This is a genomic window from Streptomyces sp. TRM49041 (assembly GCF_008271805.1).
GTDB lineage: Bacteria > Actinomycetota > Actinomycetes > Streptomycetales > Streptomycetaceae > Streptomyces.
The window spans coordinates 88,617-114,990 of the sequence record NZ_VSRY01000065.1; the positions used below are offsets into that span (position 1 = coordinate 88,617).

The following is a 26,374-nucleotide window of genomic DNA, read 5'->3' on the forward strand; positions in this document are numbered from 1 at the left end:
TGACATTCATGGCAACCGCCCGCGTACGACGGAGAACCGGACGTGACGTGACACGCGGACGTAGAAGGGGATGGGGGACAAGTGGCAACGGGGGAACCACAGGCCCGGATTCCGGCCTATCCGGGCGTCGAGCGCTTCGTCGACGCCTTCGACAAGCTCGTGGTGCAGCCACGCCGCAGCCGCAGCCGTGTACCGGTGGTGCTGCTGAGCGAGCCGGGCGACGGCACGGCCGGACGCCGCATCGCCGCCGGGCTCCGCTCCCGGCTGACCGGCCGCGACGAGCGGCTCGCACCGCACGCCTATCTGACCGAGGCCGCCAGCGACCCGCCGCTCGAACTCTACGAGCAGATCGCCTACCAGCTCGGCGAGTCGATGCCCCGGGGCAGCGGCAGCCTGCGGCTGCCCTCCTACCGGCTGCTGCGCGCCGTCGTCACGGCCCCCGCCGCCGGCGGCCTGATGGAACGCCGGCCGGGTGAGCTGCGCGACCACTGCTACGCCCAGCACCGGCAGGTCTCGGCGCCGGCCCGGGGCCTGTGGTGGCTCGGCGGCCGGGACCAGGCGAATGGCGGCACCCTGCTCGAACTGCTCTGGAACTTCATCGCGGGCCCGCTCTTCCAGCGGCTGCCGCGCGCCCTGTACGGCCGGCGGGCCAACCGCCGGATGCTGGGCCGCCACCGCTCCGGCACCCGGCGCTGGTACGCCGAGTGGGTACGGCAGCAGCAGGGCACCCCGCCCGCCGACTTCTTCCGCTCCGCCCTGGACCTCGTCGGCGGCGGCCCGGACGGCGACCCCGAGCAGCTCGACCGCATCCTGGTCCACGCCCTGCTCGCCGACCTGGAGGGGGCGAGCCGCAAGCGGTGGTACGACCCGTGGCGCCGCCGCCGGGTCAGCCGCTTCGTGATCCTGGTCGAGGAGGCGGGCCCGGCCGATTCCCGCATCCAGCGGTTCCTCCGCGAACTCCGGGCCGCCATGGAGGACCTGAGATGCACCGCCGTGGTGGCGGTGGCCGCAGGGGTACGGACCCTCGCCAGCCGCATCCCCGACATCGAGATGCCCGGACTCTCCGCGGCCGGTGCCGATCTCGCCAACATCGCCCAGCACGGCAACCCGCCAGGACGCCCCTCGGGCATGGTCGTCCCGGTCGCCGACGGCCCGGAGGACGACCAGGCCGCGACGTACTGGCTCGGCCGCTGGCCCACCCTCGCGCCGCCCGCCCACCGCTGGGGCCCGGGCACCGAGGTGGCCGGCGCCCTCGGCGCGGGCGTGCTGGCCCTCGCGGTGACCGCCGGCCTGGTGGTCGGCGTGCCGTTCACCAAGGTGGGCCCCGACCCGTGCCTCGGCTCGACGTTCCTCGGCACGGACGGACAGTGCGTCGGCGTCGCGGAGGGCGCCGCCTCCTTCGGCACCGGCGACAGCGAACAGGCCGTACGTCATGTGCTCCAGCGCATCGAGCGGCAGAACGAGGAGGTGGAGACGGAGCTTTCCGGCCGGGCCGCCGACGATCCGCGGCCCGACGCCCGCACCGTCGTCTACTTCGGCGCCCTCAGCGGCGGCAAGGACGCCGAGGACCCGGTGCGCGGCGGCACACTCGCGGAGCTACGCGGCCTCGCACTCGCCCAGGCGTACATCAACGGACAGGCACTCCGGTCCGGCGAACGGGTGCCGCTGCGGGTCCTCGCCGCGAACGCCGGCGACCGCTTCAAGGACGCCCCGGCGGTCGCCGAGCGCGTCGTCGACCTCGCCGACAAGGACCGCACCATCGTCGGCGTCGTCGGCTTCGGACAGAGCCGCCGCCGCACGTTCGAGGCGATGGGCGTCTTCGACAGGGCGGGGCTGCCGATGGTCGGCACCTCGGGCACCGCCGACGAACTGCTGCGCCAGGGCGGGCACTACTACCAGACGGCATCGACCGACACCCGGGCAGGACAGGTGATGGCCGCGTTCGCCGGACACGCCCCCATGGTGGAGGGCAAGCCGGCCCTGCGGGTACGGCTGGTCGCCGATCCGGCGGACGCCTACAGCGCGAGCCTCGCGTCCGCCTTCCGCGCGGCGTACGGGGAGCAGCGCACCGACACCCTGCTGTACACGCCGACGGACGCGCCCGAGCCGTCCCCGGTGCCCGGCGCGCTCTCCGGTACCCCGGTCGCGACCATCGACGACCTGGCGCGCGAGGTCTGCCGCGCGGTGGCCGCCGAGCCGCGTACGGCCGTGGTGTGGGCCGGCCGGGGAAGCCTCTTCCAGATGTTCCTCGGCGAACTGACCCGGTACGCGCGGAACTGCCCGCGGGTGAGCGTGCTCGGCGGCGACGACGTCACCAACGCGCTGACGGAGGAACGCCGCCCGTGGGAGGTCTTCGCCGGACTGACGCTGTACTACGTCTCCCACGGCCGGGCACCGGCGCTCGCGGGGGGCGGCGGCGAGGCGGCCGCCTTCCTCGCCGCGTACGACCGCACCTACGCCAAGGACCACGGCAGCCGTACGGGCGCGATGCGGGAGGACGCCCATGTGGCGCTCGCCTGGGACGCGATGCGCTACCTCGCGGAGGGCGTCGACCAGGCGTGGCGGGGCACGGGCGGACACGACGGCCGCCTCGACCGGCGGCTGCTCCAGGCGGTGCTCTACCAGGGGCTCGGCGGCGGCGGCTTCGAGGGCGCGACCGGATGGATCGACGCGCACGGGGCCGCCGGCGGTGGTCGGCTGACGGAGGAGAAGCTGATAGCCGTGGAGCGCGGCGGCGCCAAGGGGGCGCGGACCGTGCTGCTGTGCGGGACGGTGGCACGGGGCGATGTGCGTGCCACGTGGGGGGACCGGAAGCATCCCTGCCCCTGACGAGCGGAGCCCGCGGTCGGCCCCGGTCCGGGCGCGGCGGCCGGCGTCGCACGCCGGGCCGCCCGGACCACGACGCGTCCCTGCACCGCCGGGCGCCCGTCGGGCGGTCTCACTGGAGGGCGTGTACGGCCGCCGCGAACAGCAGGGGCATACGGGCGGCCGCCGGTACGATCAGGCGGGCCCCCTCCCGTCGGCAACTGGCCCGGAGCAGCGCCTCCGTCAGCAACCGGTGACGCCGCGACATCCGCCGCCAGGCCGCGTCGTACTCCTGCGGCCGTCCGGCGCGCAGGCACCGCACCGCCGCCTCGGCCGACGCCAGCGCGAGCGCGATGCCCTCGCCGGTGAGCGCGTCGACGTAGCCGGCCGCGTCGCCCACGAGCAGGACCCGGCCGGCCACCCTGCCACGCACCCGCTGCCGCATGGGCCCGGCACCGCGTACGCCGCTCACCGCCGTCCCGTCCCGGAGCCGGTCGGCCAGCTCGGGGAAGTGGTCCAGGTACGTGTCGTAGGTGCGCCGCGCCGTGCTCAGCACGGCCACCCCGACCAGGCCGTCGGCGACCGGGGTCACGTACGCCTCGCCCTCCCGCGACCAGTGCACTTCCACGAAGTCCGACCAGGGCGGTAGGCGATAGTGCCGTCGCAGGCCGTAGCGCCGGGGCCCGCGGCCGGGCAGGTCCAGGCCGAGTTCGCGGCGGACGGGGGAGTGCAGGCCGTCCGCCGCGACCAGCCAGCGGGCCCGCAGGCCCGCCGCCGTCACCCCGTCCGGGTCCTGCCGCACCTCGCCGACCCTGCCGGGCAGCACCCGGACGCCCAGTCCGGCCGCCCGCCGGGCCAGCGCGGCGCTCAGTTCGGTACGGCGTACACCCAGGCCCGTGCCGTCACGGAAGACGGCCTCCGCCAGGTGCGGGCCGTCCACGTACCGGATGCCGCGAAGCTCAAGGCCGGCCGGGGCGACGCCGAGCGCGCGCAGGGACCGCACTCCGCCGGGCATGACGCCTTCGCCGCACGCCTTGTCCACCGGGTTCGGGCGCGGCTCCACCACGACGGCCTCCATCCCGGCCAGCGTGGCGTGGATCGCCGTGGCCAGACCGGCGGGACCACCGCCCGCGACCAGCACGTCGATCACCGTGGCACGCCCCCGGAGCCGGTCGTGGCCGTGCCGCCGGCCGGTGCGGAGACGTCGGGAGCGCTCGGGGTGTTCGAGGCGCCCGGGCCGCCCGGGATGTCCGCAGCGCCCGCGGTGTTCCCGGTGTCCGGAGCATTCGAGATGTCCGGCGCCGACACCGCCAGGTCGAGCGCCGCCCGCTCACACCGGATCCGTACGACGAGCAGTGCGGCGTTGCACACGGCGAAGAGCGCGGCCGTCAGCCACGCCCCGTGGACCAGCGGCAGGGCGAGCCCCTCGGCCACCACCGCCACGTAGTTCGGGTGACGCAGCCACCGGTACGGCCCGCCGGACACCAGCGGCAGGCCGGGCACCACCAGCACGCGAGTGTTCCAGCGCGGCCCCAGAGTCCCCACGCACCACCAGCGCAGCGCCTGCGCCGCGACGACCACGGCCAGCATCGGCCAGCCGAGCGCGGGCAGGAACGGCCGCCCCGCCAGCCACACCTCCGCCAGGCAGCCGACGAGGAGGCCCGTGTGGAGGACCACCATCGGCGGATAGTGCCGCCGCCCGTACTCCACGGCGCCGCGCGCCAGACTCCAGCGGGTGTGACGGCGGGCCACCACCAGCTCGACGCCGCGCTCCAGACCGACCGTCAGCACCAACAGCGTGTACCAGATCAACCGTCTCTCCCGTCCCTACCAGCGCAGCAAGACCAGTTCGGTGCAGAAACCCGGCCCTATGGCGAGCAGCAGGCCCGGAGTCCCCGCAGGCGGCCGGGGGCCGGCCGTCAGGGTGTCGCGCAGGATGTGCAGGACGGACGCGGACGACAGATTGCCGACCTCCGCGAGCGAGCGCCGGCTGACGTCGAGCGCGCTGTCCGGCAGGTCGAGCGCCTCCGCGACCGCGTCGAGCACCTTCGGCCCGCCGGCGTGGCTCACCCATGCCGTCACATCGCCCCGGCCGAGGCCGTGGTCCGAGAGGAAGCCGTCGACGTCGCCGGCGAGGTTCTTGCGCACCACCTCGGGTACGGCCGGGTCCAGGACGACACGGAAGCCGGACGAGGTGATGTCCCAGCCCAGCAGCCGCTCGGTGTCCGGGTAGAGACGGCTGCGGCTCGCCACCACGGTCGGTCCGGCCGCCGCCGTGCCCGCCGCCGCTGCCGGGTTCCTCCGGGCACCGCAGGCGACGACGGCGGCGGCTCCGTCGCCGAACAGCGCGGTCGCGATCAGATTGGCCGGAGAGGCGTCGGACCGCTGGAACGTCAGCGAGCACAGTTCCACGGAGAGCAGCACGGCGACCTGGTCGGGCCACCCCCGCAGATAGTCGTGCAGCCGGGCGATACCGGTCGCGCCCGCCACACAGCCCAGCCCGAAGACGGGCAGCCGCCGGACGTCCGGCCGCAGCCCGAGCCGCCCGACGAGCCGGGCGTCCACGGACGGCGCGGCGATACCCGTCACGGACGTGAACAGCAGCAGGTCCACGTCCCGCGGGGAGAGCCCCGCCGCACGCAGCGCCCCGGAGACCGCCTCGGCACCGAGGTCGACGGCACCCGAGATGTAGATGTCGTTGACCGCGCCGAAGTCGTCCTGTCCGCCGTACCGGTCCAGCGGCAGCGCCATGTGACGGCTCCGCACCCGCGCGCTGCTGTGCAGGCGGTCGAGGACGCGTCGGTCGGCACCGGCGGGCAGACAGTTGCGGGCCACCATGTCGGTGATCTCGTGCTGGGCGTACCGGTGAGGTGCCAGGACTCCGTGAACGGCTGCGATCCGGGTCATCAAGGCTCCATGTCGGGGGCGTCGTGAGCCATGTGTGCCCCCGTGCCGCGTGGTCGTACCAGTGATCGCCCGTTGAGCGCCTACGATCGCCGCGTGGACGCCACAGACCGAGCCACCACGGGGATGCCGGACGCCGGCACGGTGGCCGACGCCACCGCTGCCCGCGCACGTTCCCGGCCGCCTCTCCACGGCCTGGTGACGGCCTGTCACCCCGTTCCGGCCGTGGCCGTCACGCTGCTGACGACGGTGCTGGCGGCGTCGGCCGGCCAGGACGCGCGGGGATGCGCGCTGGTCGCCGCCGCGGTGCTGGCCGGCCAGCTCTCGGTGGGCTGGTGCAACGACGCCGTCGACGCCCGGCGCGACCGCGCGGCCGGCCGGTACGGCAAACCCGTGGTGTCCGGCGCGGTCGGCGTCACGACCGTACGGGCGGCGAGCCTCGTGGCCCTGGCGCTCAGCGTGCCGCTCTCCCTGGCCTGCGGGGCACTCGCCGGAACCGTCCACCTCCTCGGTGTCGGCGCCGCGTGGGCGTACAACCTGGGCGTGAAGGCGACGGTCCTGTCCTGGCTGCCGTACGCGATCGGCTTCGCCGCCCTGCCCGCGTTCGTCGCACTGGGCCTGCCCGGCAGCCCGTGGCCGGCGACGTGGGTCGTCGCCGCCGGGGCGCTGCTCGGCGTGGGCGCGCACCTGGGCAACGTACTGCCGGACATCGCGTCAGACCGCGCCACGGGTGTACGGGGCTGGCCCCAGCGGCTCGGCCCGGCACGCGTACGGCTGCTGATGCCGGTCCCCCTGGTCATGGCCTCCGCGGTGCTCGCCCTCGGCGGGCCGGGCCCCCGCGGAGTCGTCGGCCCGGCCGCCCTGGCGGTGGCCGCGCTGACGGCGGTGGGCGGGGCGCTCGCCGGCCGCCGCCGCGCCGGGGTGCCGTTCCTCGCGTCGATCGTCGTGGCGGGCATCGACGTGGCCATGCTGGTGTGGCGAGGGGCCGCACTCACCTGACGGGCGCGGCGGCGCGGCTCCAAGGGCAGGGCCCGGAGGAGGCATCCGGGGAGCCGGCCCGGGTACCCGCCGTCCGACGGACCGCACCACGGAGACGGAGGACAGACCGACGTGAGCGTGCCCGAGGAGGACCGGCCGAAGACGGAGACGACGGACGACGTCGTCGAGCGGGGCGAGACCTCCGAACAGGAGAAGAAGACGCCCACGCCCCAGGCATCCGGCCGGACCATGCGCGAGGCGGTGGAAGAGGCCGGAGTCAGGGCGGACGACTACGAGTAGCGGCTGCCACCGGCTAGGAGCCGCCGGTGGACCGGCTCGCCGTCATGTACGAGGACCACACACGCAGCGGCAGCTCGTCGTCGCGCTCCGAGCCGGGCCCACCCGCTCCGCCCAGCGGCAGCAGGCCCTGCCCGCCGGGGCGGGTGCGGAACGCCGTCACCGCCGTCGACAGGTCCTCGCCGTAGCCGACGAACCACGCGGCCGGCGACCGGTCATCGCCGCCCGTACGGCCCGCCGCGATGGGGCCCAGTGCGTTGAGGGTGCCCGGATCGACGGCGTCCACGGCCACGTCCCGCAGGCCCCGGGACACCTCGCGGGCCACTTCCCGGTCCAGCACCTGCCGGCCGGCGGGGCGTTCCAGGCCCTCCAGACGGGCGCCCCGGTAGGTCACCGCGGTCACCGAGTACGGCTCGGCGCGCCGCCCGTCGGCGGCGAACGTGGCGTACGCGCCGGCCATCCGGATGGCGCTCGGCGTCGACGTGCCCAGCGGGAACGACGGCTCCAGCGTCGCCATGCTGCCCGGCAGCAGCCCGGCGTCGACCGCCACATCACGCACCCGCGACAGGCCCACGCCCGCGCCCAGCAGCCGGAAGACGTCCTGGTCGCCCCGGACCAGCGCCCGGCGCAGGGCGAGCGCGCTCCGCGAGGCGGCCCCTCCCGAGGCGGTGGCGCCGTACGGGCCGGGAGCGCCGCCGGTGCCGACGCCGACCACGTCGTACGGCATGCCCCCGTCCCAGCCGCCCGTCCCGTCGTCCCCGTTGTCCTCCTCGCCTCCGGCGGCGTCCTGGAGCGCCGCCGCCAGGACGAACGGCGTGAACGCCGACCCCACCGGCACCCCCGCCGTGTCGGCGTTGCTCGTGAAGTGCCGGGTCGCGTCCGGACCCCCGTACAGCGCCAGCAGCGCCCCGTCATCCGGCCGGACCGACGCCGCCCCGAACTGCAGGTCCCGGTCGGCCCCCACCCCCGCCGCGCCCTCCACGGCCTGCCGCAGCCGCTCCACCGCCGTCTTGTCGAACGTGGTGCGGATCCGGTAGCCGCCGCGCCCCAGGTCCTCCGCCGTCAGCCCGGTCCGGTTCCGGAGGTCCTTGTTCGCCGCGTCCACCAGGTAACCGGTCTGCCCCGAGAGTCCGCCGGCCACCGACCGCGGCCGGGGCGACGGGAACACGGTGTACGCCGCCCGCTCCTCCCGCGTCATGAAACCGAGCTCCACCTGCCGGTCCAGGACATATCGCCAGCGCGCCTCCGCCCGGCGGCGGTGCTCCGGGCCCAGCGACGGGTCGTACAGGTCGCCGCCCTTGAGCAGCGCAGCCAGCATGGCGCTGCGCGAGGGGTCGAGGTTCCGGGCGTCCGTGCCGTAGTACGCGACCGACGCCGCCTGCACCCCGTACGCGTTCCGGCCGAACCAGCTGGTGTTGAGGTACCCCTGGAGAATCTCCTTCTTGGACAGCGACCTCGACAGCTTGACCGCCAGGCACAGCTCGCGCACCTTGCGGGACGCCGTCTGCTCCTGCGACAGATACGTGTTCTTCACATACTGCTGTGTGATCGTGGAGCCGCCCTGGACCTCCCCGCCCCGCGCCATGTTCACCACGGCCCGCGCCAGTCCGCGGACGGAGAACCCCGGGTCGCTGTAGAAGGTGGCGTTCTCCGTGGCGATCACCGCGTTCTGGAGGGGGAGCGGGATGTCGGAGAGCGGGACGTTCTGCCGGTTGACCGCTCCGACGCTCACCATCTGCGTGCCGTCAGCCCAGTAGTAGACGGTCGCCTCCGAACGCGCCTCGGCGTTCACGTCCGGGATGGGCGTTGTGGCGTACACCCAGCCCCCGAGTCCCACGACCCCCGCCAGCGCCAGGAAGACGAGGCCGAGCAGTTGTCGCCAGGACGGCAGGAACCGCGTCGGGCCGCGGCGCCCCCGGCGCGGATAGTCGACACGGACACGCATCACGGTGGAGGGCTCCCTTCGTACGTCGAAGCATGTGCCCCCTCTCCTACGAGGCGAGGAGCCCGCCCGTTCAGGACGGGCCCGCCAGCCAGGACGCGACGGCCCGCGCGATGGGCTGTCCCGTCGCCAGCTCCACGAATCCGAACTGGCCGCCCTGGTTGCACTCCAGGAACCACCACACGCCGTCCGTGTCCTCCGCGTCCTCGGCGAAGTCGAACGCGGCGTACGCGAGGCCCGCCGCCTCCGTGTAGGCGCGCACCGCGCGGGCGATACGGTCCGGGACCTCGGCCGGCTCCCACGCGTGGCCGGTGTCCCCGTACCGGCCGTCGACCTGGCCGGGCGCGGAGACCTTCCGCGCGGCGAACAGCCGCCCGCCCACGGACGTCAGCCGGATGTCGGCCGTCTTCGGGACGTACCGCTGGAGCAGGGTGGGGCCGAGGGCCACGTCGGTGAAGTCCGCTTCCGGGCCGACGAGCGCGGTCGGCATCTCCATCCGTGTCGCCCCGTCGCGCGGCGGCCCGGACAGGGTCTTGACCACGACCCGCCGGTACCGCGCCGTGAACTCCTCGGCCACCCGCGGAAAGGTCGTGACCACGGTGGGCGGTACGGCGAAGCCGCTGCGGTGCGCCAGGCGCAGCTGCCACGGCTTGTACCGGGCCTGTTCCGCCGCAGCCGGATGATTCATCCACCGCGCGCCCGTGGAGTACAGCACTCCGTACAGGGCCTGCCGGGTCTCGGCCGTCAGCCACTCCGACGCCTCCGGGGACCCGGCCGCGGGCGCGCCAGGTCTGCGTACCCACACGCTGCGCAGGGCGGCGGTGCTCACCATCCTTTCGTCCACCGACAGGAAGCCGTGGAAGTCGCCGCGGGCGTACTCGGCCGACAGGGCGGCACGGCCCGGCAGATCGGCCGGGTCGAGACGGATCAGCGGGACGTTCAGGGCCCCCAGCTCGGCCACCACCAGGTCAGCCGTGACGTCCTGGTCGCACGTCAGGATCAGCACGGTCATCGTGGCAACCGGGCCGGTCAGTCGTCGAAGTGCGTCTGGGAGCCGGCCTTCGACGTCGTCGTACCCGTCGCCAGCAGAACCTCCCGGTCCGCGATGGCCGGCCGCCCGTCGGGCAGCACGTTCAACTGGAGCGCCGCGTCGTACACATACGGAATCGTTGCGTCCGCGCCCTCGGCGGGTACGGCGTACTGAAACGCGAACGGTCTTCTCATGGCTCTCCCTCGATCCCTCGTGAACCACCGGTGCACAACCGGCAGTACGGACCGACCCCGTAGGGATCTCACCACGTTCCGTCACAGGGTCCCCGCCGCGCACCGGCCCGAGCCGTACGTCGGGCAAGATGCGCGGCGGAGCCGCCCGGCGCCTAGAAGGTCAGGCTCCAGGCGTCGATCCGTCCTGTGTCCTGAGACGCGCCGTCCCGCACGCGTAGTTGCCACGTTCCGGCAGCGATCTCGGCCGACGCGTCCACCGTGTATGTCTTGGCGACGTTGTCGGCGCTGTCACCGTTCGGGAAGTCCTCCAGCAGGTAGACCGTGCCGTCGGGCGCCACCAGGGAGATGACGAGGTCGCCGCGGTAGGTGTGCTTGATGTCGACACCGACCTTCAGGGCGGCGGGCGCCCTGCCGCTCACGCCGGTGACCGTGAGGGGGCTCTGCACCGTGGAGTTGTCGGTGATGGCCACGTCGTCGAGGTTCTCGAAGTACGTGCCCGGCGTCGGTGTCGTACCGCCGTCGACCGCCTTCAGCGCGTCGACCTGGCCCTCGCCGAAGAATGCGTTCTTCGCGGTCGTGCCCGTGCAGCGGCTGTCCGAGGGGCAGGCGGTGTCCGAAGCCTGGGACGCCAGCCGGGCGCGGAGGTCCGCCGGGGTGTACGACGGGTCGGCACTGGCCAGCAGCGCGGCGACACCCGCCACGTGCGGCGCGGCCATGGACGTGCCGTTCTTGTTGCCGTACCGGCCGCCCGGCAGCGTCGAGTACACGCCGGACGAGCCGTCACCGCCCGGGGCAGCGATGTCGACGACGTCCCGGCCGAAGTTGGAGTACGAAGCCTTGACGTTGCCGCGGCCCATGGCGGAGACCGTCACGACGCCCGGAAGTTCGGCGGGGATGTCGATGCAGGCGTTGGTGATGGTGCGGCGAACCGGCGTCGAGTCGTCGGGGCTCGACGCGTCGGTGGTCTTGTTCGCCAGGTCGTAGTCGGAGTTGCCCGCGGCGGCGACCTGGAGGGAGCCCTTGCTCTCGGCGTACGCCTGGGCCCGGCTCACGCCCTCGATGATGGCGGCCTGGTCGGCGTCGTCCGGGCAGTTGAACATCCACGGGTCGGTGTAGTAGCTGTTGTTGGTGACCTTGAAGCCTCGGTCACCCGCCCACATGAAGCCGCAGATGGTGTTCTCGGCGTAGAACATCGCGGTGTCCGGCTCCGCGATGCGGACCGAGGAGATCTTCACGCCCGGGGCGACGCCGATGACGCCCTTGCCGTTCTTCGCGGCGGCGATGGTGCCGGCGACGTGTGTGCCGTGGGTGTCGACGTCACGCCAGGCACCCGGCCGGGTGTCGGCCTTGCCGTAGGCGCAGGAGACGGAGTCCGCGGCGTTGAAGTTGGGCGCGATGTCCTGGTGCAGGTCGTCGACGCCGGTGTCCAGGACACCCACCTTGACGGCGGCGGAACCGGTGGTCACGGCCCACGCCTGATCGGCCTTGATCTGCGTCATGTCCCACCGGTTGGACTCGGTGAGCGTCGTGGGCGTCTGCGCCGGGGCGGGCGGCAACGCCGGGTCGTAGGCATCGGCGGGCACGTCCGTGGTGCGGGTGGCGCCGACCTGCTGGACGCCGTTCACTCCCCGCATGGACGGGGCGAAGGACGTGGACGTCGAGTGGGCGACGACGACGCCTATCGCGTCGTAGTGGGCGAAGACCGTGCCGCCGTTGGTCGTGACGGCGGCTCGTACGGCCGAGGTGTCGCCCGGTGCCGTGATCACCAGATACGCGCGGGTTCCGGCGGCCCAGCCGGCGGTGGGGGCCACGGCGGCCGAGGCCGCCGTCGGTGCCGCGGGCGCGGCCGCGGCGGGGGCCGCGGGAGCCGCCAGGGCGACGGCCGCGCCGAGTGCTGCGGCGACGGTCGAGCGCCTCAGCACGGCGGATATGTGGGGAAGCATGTGTCCTCCGAAGGCCCGGCGACACGGGTGGTGTCGGCCGGGCCGGATGAAAAGTGGTCGACGCGCAAGATCTCAGATACAGGCCGGTCAAGGGAAGTACCCCATGGCCACCGGCTGTTCGGCGGACAACCGGACGCGCCCGCTCCAACGTCCCGGCAGCGGGCGGCTGTTGGCCTCTGCCGGAGTGCGGTGAGGGTGGTCGGGCTTCCTGCTGAGGCACGGGGGCAGCGCACCGTGCCCCGGCGCACGCGACGGACCCACGGCGCACGGCTCACGACCCGTCAGCCCTCCGGGTCACGGTCGTCCGCCTTCCCGGCTCACGCCCCGTCAGCCGACCCGCCCCATCTCGCCCCATCCCGCCCCACACCAGCCTCCACCCGTCACCCGTACGCGGTGCCCCGGATCGCCCCCGCCCCCGGCCGCCGCTAGCGTCCGGAAGAGACCGACGAAGCGGCCGCCGCGGAGGCCGCGAACACCTGCGTCCCGACCCTCCGCCGAGGGCGCCGGCCCCGGAGGGAGCGGACATTGGGTACGCCATCGGAGCACCCGGACCCCGGGGCGGTGCGGGTCGTCCGTCACCCGTCGCCGCCGGGCGACGGCGTCACATGGGAGCCGAGCGAACGCTGGGTGCGCGCGACCAAGGGGGAGACCACCGTCGTCGACAGCCGGCGGCCGGTCCTCGTGTGGGAGCCCGGCAGGCCGGTGCCGCTCTACGCGTTCCCCGAGGACGACGTCCGCATGGACCTGCTGCGCCCGGCCGGACGGCCCCCCTCCGGCCGTCACCCGGGTGCGACGGCCTACCACGACCTGGTGGTGGACGACGAGGTCACCGCCAACGCGGCGTGGTCCCCGCCCGGCGACGACCTGGCCGGACACATCGTCTTCGAATGGTTCGGCCGCAGTGCCCTCGACCACTGGTACGAGGAGGACACCGAGATCTTCGTCCACCCGCGTGACCCGCACAAGCGGGTCGACGCGCTACCCAGCAGCAGGCACGTCCGCGTCGAGATCGACGGCACCACCGTCGCCGAGACACGCGGCCCGGTGCTCCTGTTCGAGACGGGCCTGCCGGTGCGCTACTACTTCCCCCGCGAGGACATCCGCTTCGGCCTGCTCAGGCCCACCGGCCACAACAGCCGGTGCCCGTACAAGGGCGTGGCGACGGAGTACTGGTCGTGGACCGGCGGCGGGCGCATTCCGCCGAACGTGGCATGGAGCTACCCCGACCCCCTCCCGGCGGTACGCGAGATCGCGGGCCGGGTGGCCTTCTACAACGAGTTCGTCGACCTGATCGTCGACGGAGAACGGCTCGAACGCCCGGTCACCTACTTCAGCAGGCTCCGGACGACCTCCTGACCACCCCGAGCCGGGTGCGCCGTGTGCTCGACCGCCGGGTCAGTGCCCCGCGTCGGCGACCTGGGCGTCCAGGGCCGCGCGGAGCCAGTCGTCGGAGGCGCCGAACGTGGGGGCCGACGAGGTGGTCAGTTCCGCGGTGAGCTGCCAGAAGCGGTCGATGTGCGGGTGGGCGATCTCGGTGAGGTAGGCGCTGAGCCGGCGGCGGAAGGCGGGCGTGTCCCGGGCGCCGCGTGAGCGGGCGTGGGCGGCGACGAAGCAGTCGAGCGCCTCACCCTCGTACGGCGGCCGCCGGGCCCGTACATCGGACGCGATCAGGGCGTACGCCTCCCTCAGACCGTCGTAGAGCACGGCCGGGCGGCACGTGTCCCCGGGGACACCCGGGGCCGGGCGGCACACGCTGACGGTGGCGAGCCGGTCGGTGGCCAGCGCGTGGAGCTGGGCGAACGCCAGTACCTGGGCGGGAGTCGGGTCCGCGGGCGGCTGCGGGACGGCCGCCTCGGTGAGGGTGGAGAACAGCCGGACCGGCAGCCGCGCCGGCAGCACGCGTCGCCAGAACAGCGCCAGCGTGGCCGTGCTCGGCGGCGTGGTCACGGCACCGATCAGACGCAGCCGGTCGGCGCGCTCCTCGGCCGTACAGTCCTGGAGCAGCCGCAGGGCCGCCTCCCGCCAGCGCAGGGCCGCCAGCTGCGAGCCCAGCTCCCGCAGATGCGCCGCGACAAGGTCCTCCAGCACGTCGTCCCGCTCCAGGGCACGGCCCACCTCCGCGACCGGCAGGTCGAGACCGCGCAGCGAGCGGATCAGCCGCAGCCGGCCGAGCGCCTCCGGACCGTACCGGCGATGGCCCCCGGCACTGCGGGCGGCCTCCGGCAGCAGACCGCGGTCCGAGTAGAAACGGACCGTCTTCACGGTGACGCCCGCGCGCTCGGCGAGCTCTCCGATGCTCCATGTGGCGTCAGCGGACACAGTGTTGAGCCTCCCCCTCGGCGCCTGCTCCCACAGTACCGGCGGACGCCTCGGCCCGGACGCGACGGCGGTGGGCAGGGGGGCGCCGGAAATCGAGCCCCTCCGGCGTTCGAGGAGCGGGGGTTCGGGGGCAGAGCCCCCGATTCGGAAAGGGCGGGAGTGGGAAGGCCCGAACAGCACCAGTCCCTCAGTCGTCGACGGCGCCGGCGGGACCCGTGCGGCACGAAGTCGATGCTGTGGTGGGCGGGTCGAGTGAGGCGGGTGATCAGGCGCCGGAGCTCGGGGACGCTGGTGTCGAGTCCGGCGGCCCGGATGACGGTCAGGAAGGCGTGGGCGGCCATCGCGAGTGTGATGTGGCGGTGCCGGCCCTGGTAGCGGCGAACTCCGATGCGAGGTCCGGCCAGGATCCGTAGGTGTCCGCCATTCGGTGCGTTCGGTAGCGTCTTCAGAACGATGGGTGACCGGCGGGGTTACTGTGGCGGCCGCTGTTGTTGTGATCACGGGCCGCCCTGTCCGCTCAGGGCTCGCTGTGCGGCCCTCCACGATCGGACAGGTACGCCTCTATGCGCCTTGCTTCCCCTCGTCCTCGCCGCCTAGTCAGGGCCGCCGCGGCGGCGTGCGTGCTGTCGGCGCCGCTCGCCCCGGCCGCCACCGCGGGAACGCCCGCCGAGGGCGACGACCGCCACCGGACCGGCGAAGTCATCACCGTGACCACCACCAGGGTCGGTGACCCCGGGAACCCGTCGGTGGGTGTGGTCCCCTTCACGGACGCCGTCTATCCGGACTGCGCCGAGGCCCCCGAGACATCGAGCGGTTGTCTGACGGTCGGCAGGGTCGACCACCCGTACGAGATCGGCAAGCTCGAGATCACCGTTGCGCAGTGGGTGGCGTTTCTGAACACCGCCGACCCCGACGGACGCGACCGCTTCGACCTCTATGAGGAGAACGAAAGCGGCTCGGCCTGGCCCAAGTACGGCCAGGTCGACTTCTCGGAGGACGCCCGCTGGGGCCGTCACTATTCGTTGGCCCATCCGGAGTGGGCGGACAAGCCGTACGGCTTCGCGGACTTCCTCGACGCGGCCCGTTTCGTGAACTCCCTCGTCAACGGCCGCCTCCTCGCCAAGGAGACGCACACCGAGGGCGCCTTCACCTACGTCACCTACAAGGTCCGCCTCTCGCCGCGGACCGAGCGCGGGATGTACGACCTCGACCGCCCGGACGCGACGCGGACCAAGGACTCCGGCTTCGTCGTACCGAGCCAGAACGAGTGGATCAAGGCGGCCTACTACGACCCGAGCGGCGGCGGTACGCACTCGTACTGGAAGTACCCCACCAACGCGGGGGTCTTCGGCGACGGCGACGCGACCGCCCCCAGCCCCACCGTGCTCAACCCCACCACCGGCGACGTCACCAACGCTTCGACACAGCCGCTCGCCTCGTACCACGCCTCCGGACAGCCGGCGCCCACTTGGTGCCCCACGCTGCCCGAGGTCTGCTCCTCCGTCAACCCGATCGGACTGGACCCCATCACCTACGCGGACGTCTACCAGGGCAGCCTCGGCACGACCGGACAGGCCCGCACCACCTCCCCGTGGGGCACCCTCGACCAAGGCGGCAACGCGGTCGAATGGACCGACACGATCACCCCGCCCCCGACCGGCCAGGACTTCGGCCGCGTCTGGCGTCGGCTCCACGGCGGGGTGTCCAACGCACCGGCCTTCCAGATGTGGCCCTCCGCGGTCGGACTCCAGCCCCAGGACAACCTCTTCTACCACCACACCTATCCATGGCTGGGAATCCGGATCGGAGTGATCGGGGAACTCGAGCCGGAGGAGCGCTGAAGCGACGGATACGCCGGCGCGGACTCACGCGGGCTCCGCACGGGCAGACCGGTGCACGAGCCGCTACGCGGTCGCAGTGCCGGTGGTCCCTGCCGTCGGACGGGGTGAGGGTGGTGAGGCCGCGGTGGTGTCCGCGGCGGCGGCGACAGGTTCGGCGAGGTGGTCCGCGGCGGTGGTCCGGGCCGAGAGGCCCAGGCCGTCGGCGGAGTCGGTGTGTGCCGTGAACGACGGCCCGAGCATGAGACCGCCGCCCATGGCCAGGACAGCGGTGATGCGCCGCCCGCCGATGTGCGTGCTGGTGTCCGCCATGTGCGTAGCTCCTCTCCGACCGCCGCGGCTGTGCCGCGCATGTCCACCGGACAGGCTCACAGCCGCGGAGCGCTCGCGTCTGGAGTTTCGGCCCCGGCTCCCTCGGATGGGCTATGTGGGACCGGTGTGCGCGGGCGCGCGCCGGGCCTCCCGTGGGGAGGGCCGGGAGGGCGGCGCGGCCACGCCCTGTCGGGGGATGCAGGGCGTGGCCGGGTGCGCGTTTCCCACCCGCCGACGGCGGAGTGGTACGCGACGCCAGCATGGCACCACTTCAGGCCATCCGGCAGGGGTGTGACTGAAAAATGGTGTACGCGCGGCGGGTGGGCGGACCGGGCGCTCACTCCAGACGGTCTTCGGGTACGAGCGGCAGCAGTGCCCGCAGTGTCTCTTCGGGGCGGGGGACGGACGCGGCCAGCCGACGGAACGGCGCCCCGCGACGCAGTTCGACGCAGAGCACCGGCCGGTCCGCCCGGACGGCCACGAAGTCGTTCCCGTCAGGCAGATGCCGGGTGCCCACGCACCGTCCCGGGTTCCAGACCCCCTCGCCGGGCTCGCCCCGCAGTGCCCGCCACCAGTCCGGCTCGATGTGCGCCAGGCGCAGCGCGGACACCGGGACCCGTACTTCGCGGCGGCGTGCCGCCAGCCTCTCCCACCAGGCCAGACGGACGACGATGTCCTGGTCTTCCACCACTATCCGGGCCATCGGTCTCCTCCACTGAGCAGTGCGCATACGCGACGGTGCGCCGCGTATGCCGCCGTCGGCTCTCCAGGGACGGGTACCACGGTCCGCCCGGTTCGTGCGTCGCCCGCGGACACCGGCGGACTCTCCCGGCCGACCGCTGCCCCCGCGAAGATCTGGCGCTGGAGTGCGAGGACGGGGGAGTACCGGTGCTGATCGTCATGGACGGGACGGACATGCCGTGGGCCGCTGGGCGCCCAGGGCGCGCCCGAGCCCGGGGACTGACGGGTTGGTGCGGCAAATGAGTTGAGGGCCTCCACCTGTGGCCTCTAGCCTCGGCACCCTTCGACGTGTAGCTCAGCAGGAGAGCGCCGGGCTCGGGACCCGGAGGGCGCAGGGGCGGAACCTGCCACGTCGGCTTATGGACGACAACGCTGACCAGCAGCTTCCCACCATCGACCCGGCGTATGCGGCCGGGCGGCTGTCGAAGGCACTCGCCACGGCCCGTACCCATGAGGACGGGGCGACCCGCGACCGTGCCGAGGCCAGGGCCGCCCGGTGGCGCGAAGTCCTCGCGGGCATCGCCGACGGGCGGCTCACCATCGGCTCGCGCACCCCGGTGGCGGGCCTTCCCGCCTGGGTCACCCCCGAGGTCCTCCACGGCGGCTTCGCGACGGGCGCGCCGAGCGCCGGCGGTCCGCTGCTGCCGTACGAGACGGAGGCGGCACGGCGCGCCGGGGTGCCGGCGGAACGGCGGGCCCTGTTCGCCCACTTCCTGTCCGAGCGGGGTCTCACCGAGCTGTGGGACCTCCTCGACGGCGGGCATTACGAGGTGGCTCTGCCCGAGGAGGCGGCGCTGCTGACCGTGGCGTGGCTGGTGCGCTCCGGGCAGCTGGACGCGGCAGCCGGGCTCGTGCGGGAACTGGAGCCGTTCGCCGACCGGTTGAGGTTCGCACCGCGCCCCTGCGCTCAGGCGGCCGAGCCCGGCACCGCGGCCGTGCACCGGTACACCGTCGCGGATGTGGACGGAGCTCTGGCCCGGCGGCGGCCGCACCGGGCGGTGGAGGCCCAGCGCGAGGCGCTCACGGTCTGGGCGCCGTTCGGTGACGAGTTGCTCGTCCACTGGCTCGCGACCGCCGACCCCGACGGCATCCGGGTGCTGGGCAGCGAACCGGACGACGCGTGGTATGCGCGCGGCACCGAACTCCTGCGGCGCTACCGCCTGCTGGCCGAGTCCCATCCACTCTGCGGCAAGCACCGCGACCCCAAGGCCAACCTGGGCATCCTGCGAGGCGCTCTGGAGGAGGCCGTGGCGGGCCGCCCCCTGGACGCCCGCCGCCTCGGGCTGCTGCGGCACGCCGTCGCCTCCATGGTCCGGCGGCGCGGCCTGCCCGGCTCCACGCCGCACACCGCGCTGCGCCGCAAGCAGGCGGAACAGGTGGCCGGGGCGTCGCACCAGGCGATGGCCGAGCTGGTCCGGCAGCGGCTGGCCGGGCTGCCGCGGCACACGGGCGTGACGGATCTCGCGCCGCTCGTCGCCCCGGTGACCCCGCACGAGCAGACCACGACGGGACTGCCCGCCGGGGCGGGGGTGCCGACGTCGATCCGGCACGTGGTCGAGGCCGCGCTCAGCGCGCCCGTCGGGACGCTCCTGGAGCGCGGTGTCGTCCCGTCGGCCGAGGTGCTGGCCGGACTGGTGCCGCAACTCGTCGCGGCGACGACCGCCCACGCGTACACCGATCCGGCGCTGCGGCGGCTGATGGCCGCGCACTACCGCGCGTTCCGCAACCGCCGTTCGCTGCTGCTGCTCGGTCTGGAGCGGCAGGTCCGGGTGGAGGAGCTGCCGTGGGTGGCTGCCGTAGCCCGGCAGCGCGGTGCCGACGCGGGCAGCGACGCCGCGCACACGCTGCTCCGGGAGCTGGGCGAGCTGGCGGTGCGGAGCTTCCCGGGCACCCTCCTGCCCAATCCCCTCGTCCGTGAGCTGTCGGTGCTCGTCCGGCAGGCCGATCTGCGGGCCCCGCTGGTCGAGGAGCTGGCCGCGGACATCTTCACGGGCACGTTCAGCCCCAAGTTCCTCAACGCCGCGCGCGTCGCGGCCGAGTTGCTCTCCGGGTCGCTGTACGAGCGCTACTACGGAATCGACTACGCCGCCGTGCGGAACCTCGCGATCATCGAGGCGAGCGAGGCGCTGAGCCGGCCCTCCGGGGTCCGCACCTCTCCCGGGTTCGCCCGGCTGTGCGCGGAGCGGGCGGGGGTGCCGACCCGCTCGTGGTCGGTGGCGGCGAACGGCAAGGTGATCGAGCAGGCGCAGATCCTCACCACGCACAACCTGGCCACCCTGGTGCACCTGGTCGGCGTCCGCCCCGCGTCCGGCTGGGCGGATGTCGCGCGGGGCTGCTTCACAACGGCGTGCCGGCTCATGGCCCGTGCGCACCGCCTGCCGTACCCCCTGCCGACGATCAAGGACGCGGCGTACGCCTGGCGGCAGATGCTGTTCCACCTGTCCCTGTGCACACCGGACGAGCAGACGGCCGTACGGGCCGCCATGGACGAGGAGCTGGGCCGGCACCCCGCGCGCATCGGCTCCGCGCTGGGCCCGGCGCTGGCGGGGCTGGACCTGGTCATCGCAGGCGGTTCCTTCGGCCGGGACGGTACTGCGGACGGGGCCAGGGCCCGCCGGTTCCTCGGCTGGACGACGAACGGCCACTGGCCGCACCCGAGGGGGAGCGGACGCACCGGCTCCTGTTCCTGCCCCGCGTAGGACTCCGCGGAAGGGCGAGGCCGTTTCCCACCGCCGGCCGAGGAGGGCCCGGCACTCCCACAACCTCGGCACCGCCGGTGGCATGACCACCCGGAAGGCCGTCCGGCGGGCCCTCGACGTCCTTCGGCCGGGGCGATCAACAGATGCACGTCGGCTCGCCGGACGGTCGGGGCGAGGTCCTCGACGACCGGGCGCCGCCGCGGATCAGCGACGTCGTCCGCTCCCGCGGCTACGAGATCGGCGACCTGAGCACCCTGCTGACCACACCCGCCCCACAGCGCGACAAGCGGCGGGTCACGCGCTCACCGTCGCCGCCCCGCGCGCCGTCCGGCAACTCCCTTACGCGCCGTCGCCTTGCCGGGCACGGAGCGCCCCCGGCGTGCGCCGCGCCACGGTGCCCCGACCCCCGGGGGCGCGGCACGGGGCACCTCCTTCGGTGTCCCGGTCAATTTCCCTGCCAGTCAAGGGCGTTGGCCGCTCCGTCAGGCCCTCGCGCGGTCGGAGCGCCGCCCGATGCCGGCATGCCGTCGATCGTGAGACGAACGAACCGGGCGAAATATCGCTTTCGCATATGCCTTTTCGGATATTCGTCCGGCAAATGCACGTGGCCATCCGGAGGCGTCTGTTCGAATTATATTGACAGTGCTGTCAGGGGTACGGGTTAATGGATTTGAATGGCTTCAAAGCGCGGCTTTGCGTTCCCGTACGGGTGGGGAATGCAGATGTTCTGTGACCTGAGTGAGTTCACGTAAGCCGCGGTGCCGCAGTGCCGCGGCTACGGGGATCAAATCCGGCCGTAGGCCACGAGGCGTGTGAGCGGGGAATGGCGGAACCGGATTTCCTCTGGAGGGAGATCAAATGCCCCATCTCGACCCTTTCACCATACCGGAGTTTCACCTTCCTTTTGATGACTTCAAGGATCCGAGCGCCGATCGGGCCAACGCCGAGGCGACCGCGTGGGCCGTCGACCGGGGCCTGATCGACGCCGCGGCCGAGCAGTTCGCCGGCATCGGGTTCGGGCATCTGGCGGCCCGCGTGAGCCGCGGCGCGTCCTACCAGGACATCGTGCTGCTCGCCGAATGGATGGCCTGGTCCTTCGTCCTCGACGACCAGCACGATCTGCTCATCAGGTCGGGGCGGCTCGACGGGTGGCGGCCCGTCTCCGAGGCCATCACCCGATATGTGACCGACGGACGGACCGACAAGACGGCGGCCTGCCGGAACCTCCTGGTGGACGGCTTCGTCGAGCTGTGCGACCGCATCCTGGCCGGGATGCCCCCCGGCACCGGCGACCGCTACCGTGCCCATGTCCCGCGTATGCTGCGCTCCCTGGACGAGGAGGCGGCCAACAGGCGGCCGGGCCGACTGCCGGCGATCGACGACTACGTCCTCACCCGCCGGCACAGCTCCCAACTCCTGCCCATGATGGACATGGTGGAAGCCGCGCTCGGCATCGACGTGCCCGCCGAGGTCCATGCGAGCCCCGCGTTCCAGGAACTCACCTGGAGCGCCATAGACGTCATCTCGTGGGGCAACGACGTCTTCTCACTCCCCAAGGAGTACTCCTGCGGCGACACCAACAACCTCGCCGCGCTCATCGCCGCATGGCACGGCTGGTCGCTCCCCAAGGCCGTGGAGGCCGTCGAGGAGCGCATCCACGCACGCGTCGACGACTTCATGGCCGGCGTGCGGGGGCTTCCGCGGGTGCTGGACGCGCTCGGCGTGACCGACCCCGCCGCACGTACCGCGGCCGCGCGCTCCGTCCGCTGCTACGAGGACTGGATGATCGGCGCCGACCTCTGGCAGCGTTACGACTGCACGCGGTACCGGGACGAGCGGTTCGCCGCGGGACTCGAAGCCGCGTACACACGCCCGGACCTAGTCTCAGCGGCATGAGGGGAAACCTGCCATGACCCGTACGCGGCACCGCTCCCGACCCGACGGCTCCGGCACCACCGGCAAGGCCCCGTCGGCGCCCGGCAGGCTGCCCGTCGTCGGCCACGCGATCCAGCTGTGGCGGGGGCCGATCGAGTTCTTCGAATCCCTGCGGGGCGTCGGCGACGTCGTCCGCGTGGACCTCGGCACCTGGCCGGTCCACGTTCTCACCACCCCCGAGCACGTCCACACGGTGCTCGTCGGCGACGGCCGCGGCTTCGGGCGCGGCCGGATCTTCGACCGGCTGCGCCCCCTGTTCGGCAACGGCATCGTCACGACCGACGGCCGCTTCCACCGCCGCCAGCGCCGGCTCATCCAGCCGGCGTTCCACCGCGACCACATCGCCGAGTACACACGGCTGATGTCGGGCCAGGCGGAGGCCATGTGCCGGACGTGGACCGAGGGCCGCGAGATCTCGGTGCTCCACGAGATGCGGCGGCTCGCGCTCGACGCGGTCGCCGAGATGACCTTCTCGGGAGACCTCGGGAAACCCGCCGCCGCCGAGGTGCACCGCTCGCTGCCCGTCATCCTGGAGGGCATGCTGCTGCGGGCCGTCATGCCGAAGGTCCTCGACCCGCTGCCGATACCCGCCAACCGGCGGTTCGACACCGCCGCCGCCCGCCTCCGCCGCATCATCGACCAGGTCATCGCGGAGTACGGCACCGAGCACGAGGACCGCGGCGACCTGCTCGCCCTGCTGCTGGCCGCCCGCGACGCCGAGACCGGTGAGACCATGGGCCCCGACCAGGTGCGCGACGAGCTCATCGCCATCATGTTCGCCGGCACGGAGACCTCGGCCACGACCCTGTCGTGGATCTTCCACGAACTCGGCCGCCACCCGGAGGCCGAGAAGCGCCTCCACGCCGAGGTGGACGAGGTGGTCGGCGACGGCCCCGTACGGCCGGAGCACCTTCCCCGCCTCACGTACACCGACAACGTCTTCCAGGAGGCGCTGCGGCTGCACTCGCCCCTCCTGTTCACCCGGCGCGCCCTCGCACCCGCCACCCTCGGCGGAGTCCGGATCCCCGAAGGAGCCGAAGTCGCCTACAGCCCCTACGCGCTCCACCGCGACCCGGCCGTGTATCCCGACCCGACGTCGTTCGACCCGGACCGGTGGAACGACGGATCCCCGGGACGCCTTCCGCGCGCCCACAGCTATATTCCCTTCGGAGCGGGTCAGCACAAGTGCATCGGCGATTCCTTCGCGGTCGCGGAAATCCTCATCGCGGTTGCCACAGTGGCCTCGCGGTGGCGTCTGGTGCACACCCCGGGAACCGTCGTGCGGGAGCTGCCCGCGGGTATTCCACAGCCCAGTACCCTGCCCATGATTCCACTGGCTCGAACCTGATGGATTCTGCCCGCTTCTGACCCTTTGAGAGCGTTTTCGAGTGGCTGTTCCCGTGTTCTGGCAGGGCGTCAGCGGAGGATACCGCATCGCCCTCGTACGAGTGGCGATGTTCCCGGAAAACGGTCGCCGGAAGCGGCATTCCGTCTCCTTGGTCCTACACTCGGCGGCACGCGCCGGAGGGGGCAAATGATGACACAGACGGTGGAACAGCGCGGGCGAGACCCTCGCCCGCTCCTCGAAAGGGAATCCGAACTCCTCGCGATCCAGCGGGCCTTGGAAGCACTGTGCGGCACCACCGGCCGCGGCACGACCGCACGGCGGGGCGGCGTGCTGTCCTTCGCCGGCCCGGCGGGCGTCGGCAAGACCACGCTCCTCGGCGAGCTGCGCAGGTCCGCCGCGGCCCGCGGCTGCACGGTGCTGTCCGGCCGCGGCGGCGAGCAGGAGAGGCAGGTGCCCTTCCATGTGATGCGGCAGTTGATCCAGCCCGTGTTCGCGGCCATGAGCGAGGAAGAACGCCGCGAGATCCTCGGAAACTGGTACGGCATCGTGGCATCCGCCATCGGCCTCGCCGCCCCCGACGGCCCCTCCAACCCCGACCCCCAGGGCGTCCGCGACGGCCTGGACTGGGTCATCACCAACCTCTCGGTACGCAGTGGCCCCGTCGTGATGGTCCTCGACGACGCGCACTGGGCCGACGCCGAGACCCTGGCCTGGCTCACCGCCTTCGCCGCCCGCGCCGAGGAACTCGGCATGCTCATCGTGGTGGCGTGCCGCCCCGACGAACTGCCGCCCGACGCCGTCGCGTTGCACACCCTGGCCGACCGCCACGGCTCACGGCCGCACGAACTGGCACCGCTCACCGCGGCCGCCGTGGCGAGCATCGTGCGCGCCGCCCTCGGCGACCAGGCGGACGACATGTTCTGCCGCGAGTGCTGGGCCATCACCGGCGGCAACCCCTTCGAGGTCGTCGAACTGGCGGAGAAGGGCCGTGACCGTGGCCTCGAGCCGCGGGAGGACGCCATCCCGCAGCTCCGCGACCTCGCCTCCGCGGTCAAGGGCAGCGGACTCATAGAACGGCTCGAGCAGCTCGGACCCTCCACCGTCCGGCTCGCCTGGGCCGCCGCGGTGCTGGGCGCCCGGATCCCGACGGGCGTCCTGGGCGGCGTCTGCGCGCTCGGCGAGGCCCAGGTGGAGGCGGGGATCGAGGAGCTGCGGGGTGCGCGCATCCTGACGGTCCTGACCGACATCAGGCGCGGGCCGGTCGTGGACTTCTATCACCCGCTCATCGCCACCGCCGTCTACCGTTCCATCCCGCCCGGTGTCCGCGTCGCCATGCACGGCATGGCCGCACGCGCCATCGTGGACGAGGGCCTGGGTGCCACCGAAGCCGCACGCCACATGCTGGAGATGCATCCCGAGGGCGACCCCTGGGTCGTCCAGGAGCTCCGCCGGGCCGCCCGCGACAGCTTCGCCGCCGGCGCGCCCGACGCCGCACGCCGCTATCTCAGCCGGGCCCTGCGCGAACCGCCGGACGTGGAGGACCGCGCGGAAGTCCTCTTCGAACTCGGCTCGGCGAACCTCCTCCACGACCCGCTCAGCTCGGTCAACCACCTGCGGGCGGCGCTGGAGGAGCCGAAGCTGGAGCAGGGGCTGCGGGAGGCCATCACCTACCGGCTCGCCCAGGCCCTCGCCCACACCGGCCGCCTGGAGCAGGCCACCGAGCTCCTCACCGAGGAGGGACGCCGCACCACCAGCTCGCGCACCAGACTCCGCATGCAGGCGGAGCAGTTCAAGTGGAACGCCGTCCGCGCCAGCGAACAGGACCCGCAGAGTCGCTCCCGGCTGCTGTCCCGGTTCGCCAAGCGCCTCACCGGCCGCGACCCGGCCGAACGCCACATCCTCGCGCTGCGTGCCTGGGACGCCGTGTTGCACGGCGAACCCGCCCCGCAGGCCCTCCACCACGTCGAGCAGGCGCTCAGCGGCGGCACGAGCTGGATCGACGAGGACCTGGGCTTCGAGGTGCCGATCGTCGCCGCGCTCACCCTCATGTACTGCGACCAGCCCGGCCGGGCCGAGGAACTGTTCGACACCGGCGTCTCCGAGTTCGAGGCCAAGGGATGGCGCGGTATCCACCTGTCCTTCGGCTACACCCTGCTCGGCTACATCCGCTACCGGCGCGGACGGCTCGCCGAGGCGGAGGACTTCGTCCGTGACGGTCTCCAGGTCGCCGACCGCGTCGGACACGGCGCACCCGCCCAGTGGTACGCCGTCGGCACCCTCGTCGAGACCCTCCTCGCCCGCGGTGATATCGCCGCAGCGCAGGAGGTCGCCGACGAGTACCGCCTCGGCCGGGTCCACCCCGAGGCCGTCGTCTATCCCGACCCCCAGGCCGTGTACGGCAAGCTGCTCCTGGCCCGGGGCCGCGTCGAGGAGGCCGAGCGCCAGCTGGCCGCCGCGGGTCGGCGCCTCCTCCGGCGCGGCAGCAGCAACCCCGCCTGGTGCCCCTGGCAACTCGACCTCGCCCTCGCCCAGGCGGCTGCCCGCCGCCCCGACGAGGCACGCGCCACCGCGGACGAAGCCGTGGCCCGCGCCCGCGCGTTCGGCACGTCCAGCGGCATCGGCCACGCCCTGCGGGTCGCCGCCGCGACCAGCGAGCTGACCCAGGCGGCCACTCTGCTCGACGAGGCCGTCGCCCACCTCGAACAGTCGCCCGCCGCGTACGAACTGGCCCACGCGCTCGTCGACCACGGCACGGCCCTGCGCGCCCTCGGCAGCCCCCGCCGCGCGGCACAACAGCTGTACCGCGGCCTGGAGACCGCCGAGGTGTGCGGCGCGCAGGCCCTCGCCGACCGGGCCAGGGACCAGCTCGTCTCCGCGGGACTGCGCCCTCGCCCCGCCAGGGCGGAGCGGGACACCCTGACGCTGGCCGAGTCCACCGCGGCCCGCCACGCCGCCGACGGGCTCGACAACGGACTGATCGCCGCCGAGATGGGCATCCGGGAGCAGCAGGTCTCCGAGCTGCTCTCCGGCGTCTTCACGAAACTCGGCACCGACCGCCTGGGCCTGCACCGCGCCCTCGGCATCTGACG

Annotated in this window: 18 protein-coding genes, 1 tRNA gene and 1 pseudogene; 10 read left to right on the forward strand and 10 right to left on the reverse strand. The window is 73.3% G+C overall.

Annotated elements, in window-relative coordinates:
- The first annotated feature begins 81 nt into the window (after positions 1-81).
- On the forward strand, positions 82-2,829 hold the full coding sequence (locus FVS66_RS04870; protein WP_262386813.1) for an ABC transporter substrate-binding protein: 2,748 nt from the start codon (positions 82-84) through the stop codon (positions 2,827-2,829).
- Between the two features lie 109 nt (positions 2,830-2,938).
- Here the strand turns inward: FVS66_RS04870 and FVS66_RS04875 are convergent, their stop codons facing one another.
- The 3 genes and pseudogenes from FVS66_RS04875 to FVS66_RS04885 form a co-directional block, all read right to left on the reverse strand.
- Positions 2,939-3,955 (reverse strand): NAD(P)/FAD-dependent oxidoreductase, encoded by a 1,017-nt coding sequence (locus FVS66_RS04875; RefSeq protein WP_149179736.1) that lies wholly within the window; start codon positions 3,953-3,955, stop codon positions 2,939-2,941.
- Positions 3,956-4,122: 167 nt separating this feature from the next.
- Positions 4,123-4,617, reverse strand: a pseudogene (locus tag FVS66_RS04880) (isoprenylcysteine carboxyl methyltransferase family protein); the annotation flags it as partial.
- 15 nt (positions 4,618-4,632) lie between these two features.
- Positions 4,633-5,712, reverse strand: a complete 1,080-nt coding sequence (locus tag FVS66_RS04885; protein ID WP_149179738.1) for a 3-oxoacyl-[acyl-carrier-protein] synthase III C-terminal domain-containing protein — start codon at positions 5,710-5,712, stop codon at positions 4,633-4,635.
- Positions 5,713-5,805: 93 nt separating this feature from the next.
- Between FVS66_RS04885 and FVS66_RS04890 the strand changes: the two genes are divergently transcribed.
- Positions 5,806-6,708, forward strand: coding sequence for a UbiA family prenyltransferase (locus FVS66_RS04890; RefSeq protein WP_262386814.1), 903 nt, complete (start codon positions 5,806-5,808; stop codon positions 6,706-6,708).
- 111 nt (positions 6,709-6,819) lie between these two features.
- Positions 6,820-6,987 carry a hypothetical protein gene (locus tag FVS66_RS34810; RefSeq protein WP_187645385.1) on the forward strand — a complete coding sequence of 56 codons (168 nt, stop codon included), beginning with the start codon at positions 6,820-6,822 and terminating at the stop codon, positions 6,985-6,987.
- Positions 6,988-7,000: 13 nt separating this feature from the next.
- On the opposite strand, the gene FVS66_RS04895 is transcribed toward FVS66_RS34810, so the two are convergent.
- The 4 genes from FVS66_RS04895 to FVS66_RS04910 form a co-directional block, all read right to left on the reverse strand.
- Positions 7,001-8,929 carry a transglycosylase domain-containing protein gene (locus FVS66_RS04895; RefSeq protein ID WP_149179766.1) on the reverse strand — a complete coding sequence of 643 codons (1,929 nt, stop codon included), beginning with the start codon at positions 8,927-8,929 and terminating at the stop codon, positions 7,001-7,003.
- Positions 8,930-8,999: 70 nt separating this feature from the next.
- The gene (gene tgmB, locus FVS66_RS04900) at positions 9,000-9,938 is read right to left on the reverse strand and encodes an ATP-grasp ribosomal peptide maturase (RefSeq protein WP_149179739.1); all 939 of its coding nucleotides are present in this window, start codon (positions 9,936-9,938) and stop codon (positions 9,000-9,002) included.
- A 17-nt stretch (positions 9,939-9,955) separates the two neighbouring features.
- Positions 9,956-10,150, reverse strand: a complete 195-nt coding sequence (gene tgmA, locus FVS66_RS04905) for a putative ATP-grasp-modified RiPP (RefSeq protein WP_149179740.1) — start codon at positions 10,148-10,150, stop codon at positions 9,956-9,958.
- Between the two features lie 152 nt (positions 10,151-10,302).
- A complete protein-coding gene (locus tag FVS66_RS04910; protein ID WP_149179741.1) occupies positions 10,303-12,093 on the reverse strand; it encodes a S8 family serine peptidase in 1,791 nt (596 codons plus the stop codon).
- A gap of 561 nt (positions 12,094-12,654) precedes the next feature.
- On the opposite strand from FVS66_RS04910, the gene FVS66_RS04915 reads away from it, so the two are divergent.
- Complete coding sequence (locus FVS66_RS04915; protein ID WP_149179767.1) at positions 12,655-13,449, forward strand: DUF427 domain-containing protein; 795 nt, start codon at positions 12,655-12,657, stop codon at positions 13,447-13,449.
- Between the two features lie 39 nt (positions 13,450-13,488).
- Here FVS66_RS04915 and FVS66_RS04920 read toward each other — a convergent pair whose 3' ends face one another.
- Complete coding sequence (locus FVS66_RS04920) at positions 13,489-14,412, reverse strand: MerR family transcriptional regulator (protein WP_149179742.1); 924 nt, start codon at positions 14,410-14,412, stop codon at positions 13,489-13,491.
- Positions 14,413-14,975: 563 nt separating this feature from the next.
- Here FVS66_RS04920 and FVS66_RS04925 point away from each other — a divergent pair.
- Positions 14,976-16,253, forward strand: coding sequence for a hypothetical protein (locus FVS66_RS04925; protein WP_149179743.1), 1,278 nt, complete (start codon positions 14,976-14,978; stop codon positions 16,251-16,253).
- Between the two features lie 63 nt (positions 16,254-16,316).
- Here the strand turns inward: FVS66_RS04925 and FVS66_RS04930 are convergent, their stop codons facing one another.
- A complete protein-coding gene (locus FVS66_RS04930; RefSeq protein ID WP_149179744.1) occupies positions 16,317-16,562 on the reverse strand; it encodes a hypothetical protein in 246 nt (81 codons plus the stop codon).
- A 337-nt stretch (positions 16,563-16,899) separates the two neighbouring features.
- Complete coding sequence (locus FVS66_RS04935) at positions 16,900-17,265, reverse strand: hypothetical protein (RefSeq protein ID WP_149179745.1); 366 nt, start codon at positions 17,263-17,265, stop codon at positions 16,900-16,902.
- Between the two features lie 322 nt (positions 17,266-17,587).
- Here FVS66_RS04935 and FVS66_RS04940 point away from each other — a divergent pair.
- The 5 genes from FVS66_RS04940 to FVS66_RS04960 all read left to right on the forward strand — a co-directional run bounded on the left by FVS66_RS04940 (position 17,588) and on the right by FVS66_RS04960 (position 26,372).
- A tRNA-Pro gene (locus FVS66_RS04940) sits at positions 17,588-17,659 on the forward strand.
- Between the two features lie 3 nt (positions 17,660-17,662).
- Positions 17,663-20,002 (forward strand): hypothetical protein, encoded by a 2,340-nt coding sequence (locus tag FVS66_RS04945; RefSeq protein WP_149179746.1) that lies wholly within the window; start codon positions 17,663-17,665, stop codon positions 20,000-20,002.
- A gap of 858 nt (positions 20,003-20,860) precedes the next feature.
- Positions 20,861-21,898: a terpene synthase family protein gene (locus tag FVS66_RS04950; protein WP_149179747.1), complete on the forward strand. Its 1,038-nt coding sequence runs from the start codon at positions 20,861-20,863 to the stop codon at positions 21,896-21,898.
- Positions 21,899-21,911: 13 nt separating this feature from the next.
- On the forward strand, positions 21,912-23,285 hold the full coding sequence (locus tag FVS66_RS04955; protein WP_149179748.1) for a cytochrome P450: 1,374 nt from the start codon (positions 21,912-21,914) through the stop codon (positions 23,283-23,285).
- Positions 23,286-23,474: 189 nt separating this feature from the next.
- Entirely contained in the window at positions 23,475-26,372 is a 2,898-nt protein-coding gene (locus FVS66_RS04960; RefSeq protein ID WP_149179768.1) for an AAA family ATPase, read from the forward strand.
- Positions 26,373-26,374: the final 2 nt, after the last annotated feature.

Excerpts from the sequence above, each read along its gene's own strand:
- FVS66_RS04885 (WP_149179738.1), bottom strand. The coding sequence starts at position 5,712 with ATGACCCGGATCGCAGCCGTTCACGGAGTCCTGGCACCTCACCGGTAC.
- FVS66_RS04895 (WP_149179766.1), bottom strand. The coding sequence starts at position 8,929 with ATGCGTGTCCGTGTCGACTATCCGCGCCGGGGGCGCCGCGGCCCGACG.
- tgmB (WP_149179739.1), bottom strand. The coding sequence starts at position 9,938 with ATGACCGTGCTGATCCTGACGTGCGACCAGGACGTCACGGCTGACCTG.
- tgmA (WP_149179740.1), bottom strand. The coding sequence starts at position 10,150 with ATGAGAAGACCGTTCGCGTTTCAGTACGCCGTACCCGCCGAGGGCGCG.
- FVS66_RS04910 (WP_149179741.1), bottom strand. The coding sequence starts at position 12,093 with ATGCTTCCCCACATATCCGCCGTGCTGAGGCGCTCGACCGTCGCCGCA.
- FVS66_RS04925 (WP_149179743.1), top strand. The coding sequence starts at position 14,976 with ATGCGCCTTGCTTCCCCTCGTCCTCGCCGCCTAGTCAGGGCCGCCGCG.
- FVS66_RS04930 (WP_149179744.1), bottom strand. The coding sequence starts at position 16,562 with ATGGCGGACACCAGCACGCACATCGGCGGGCGGCGCATCACCGCTGTC.
- FVS66_RS04935 (WP_149179745.1), bottom strand. The coding sequence starts at position 17,265 with ATGGCCCGGATAGTGGTGGAAGACCAGGACATCGTCGTCCGTCTGGCC.
- FVS66_RS04945 (WP_149179746.1), top strand. The coding sequence starts at position 17,663 with ATGGACGACAACGCTGACCAGCAGCTTCCCACCATCGACCCGGCGTAT.
- FVS66_RS04950 (WP_149179747.1), top strand. The coding sequence starts at position 20,861 with ATGCCCCATCTCGACCCTTTCACCATACCGGAGTTTCACCTTCCTTTT.
- FVS66_RS04955 (WP_149179748.1), top strand. The coding sequence starts at position 21,912 with ATGACCCGTACGCGGCACCGCTCCCGACCCGACGGCTCCGGCACCACC.
- FVS66_RS04960 (WP_149179768.1), top strand. The coding sequence starts at position 23,475 with ATGACACAGACGGTGGAACAGCGCGGGCGAGACCCTCGCCCGCTCCTC.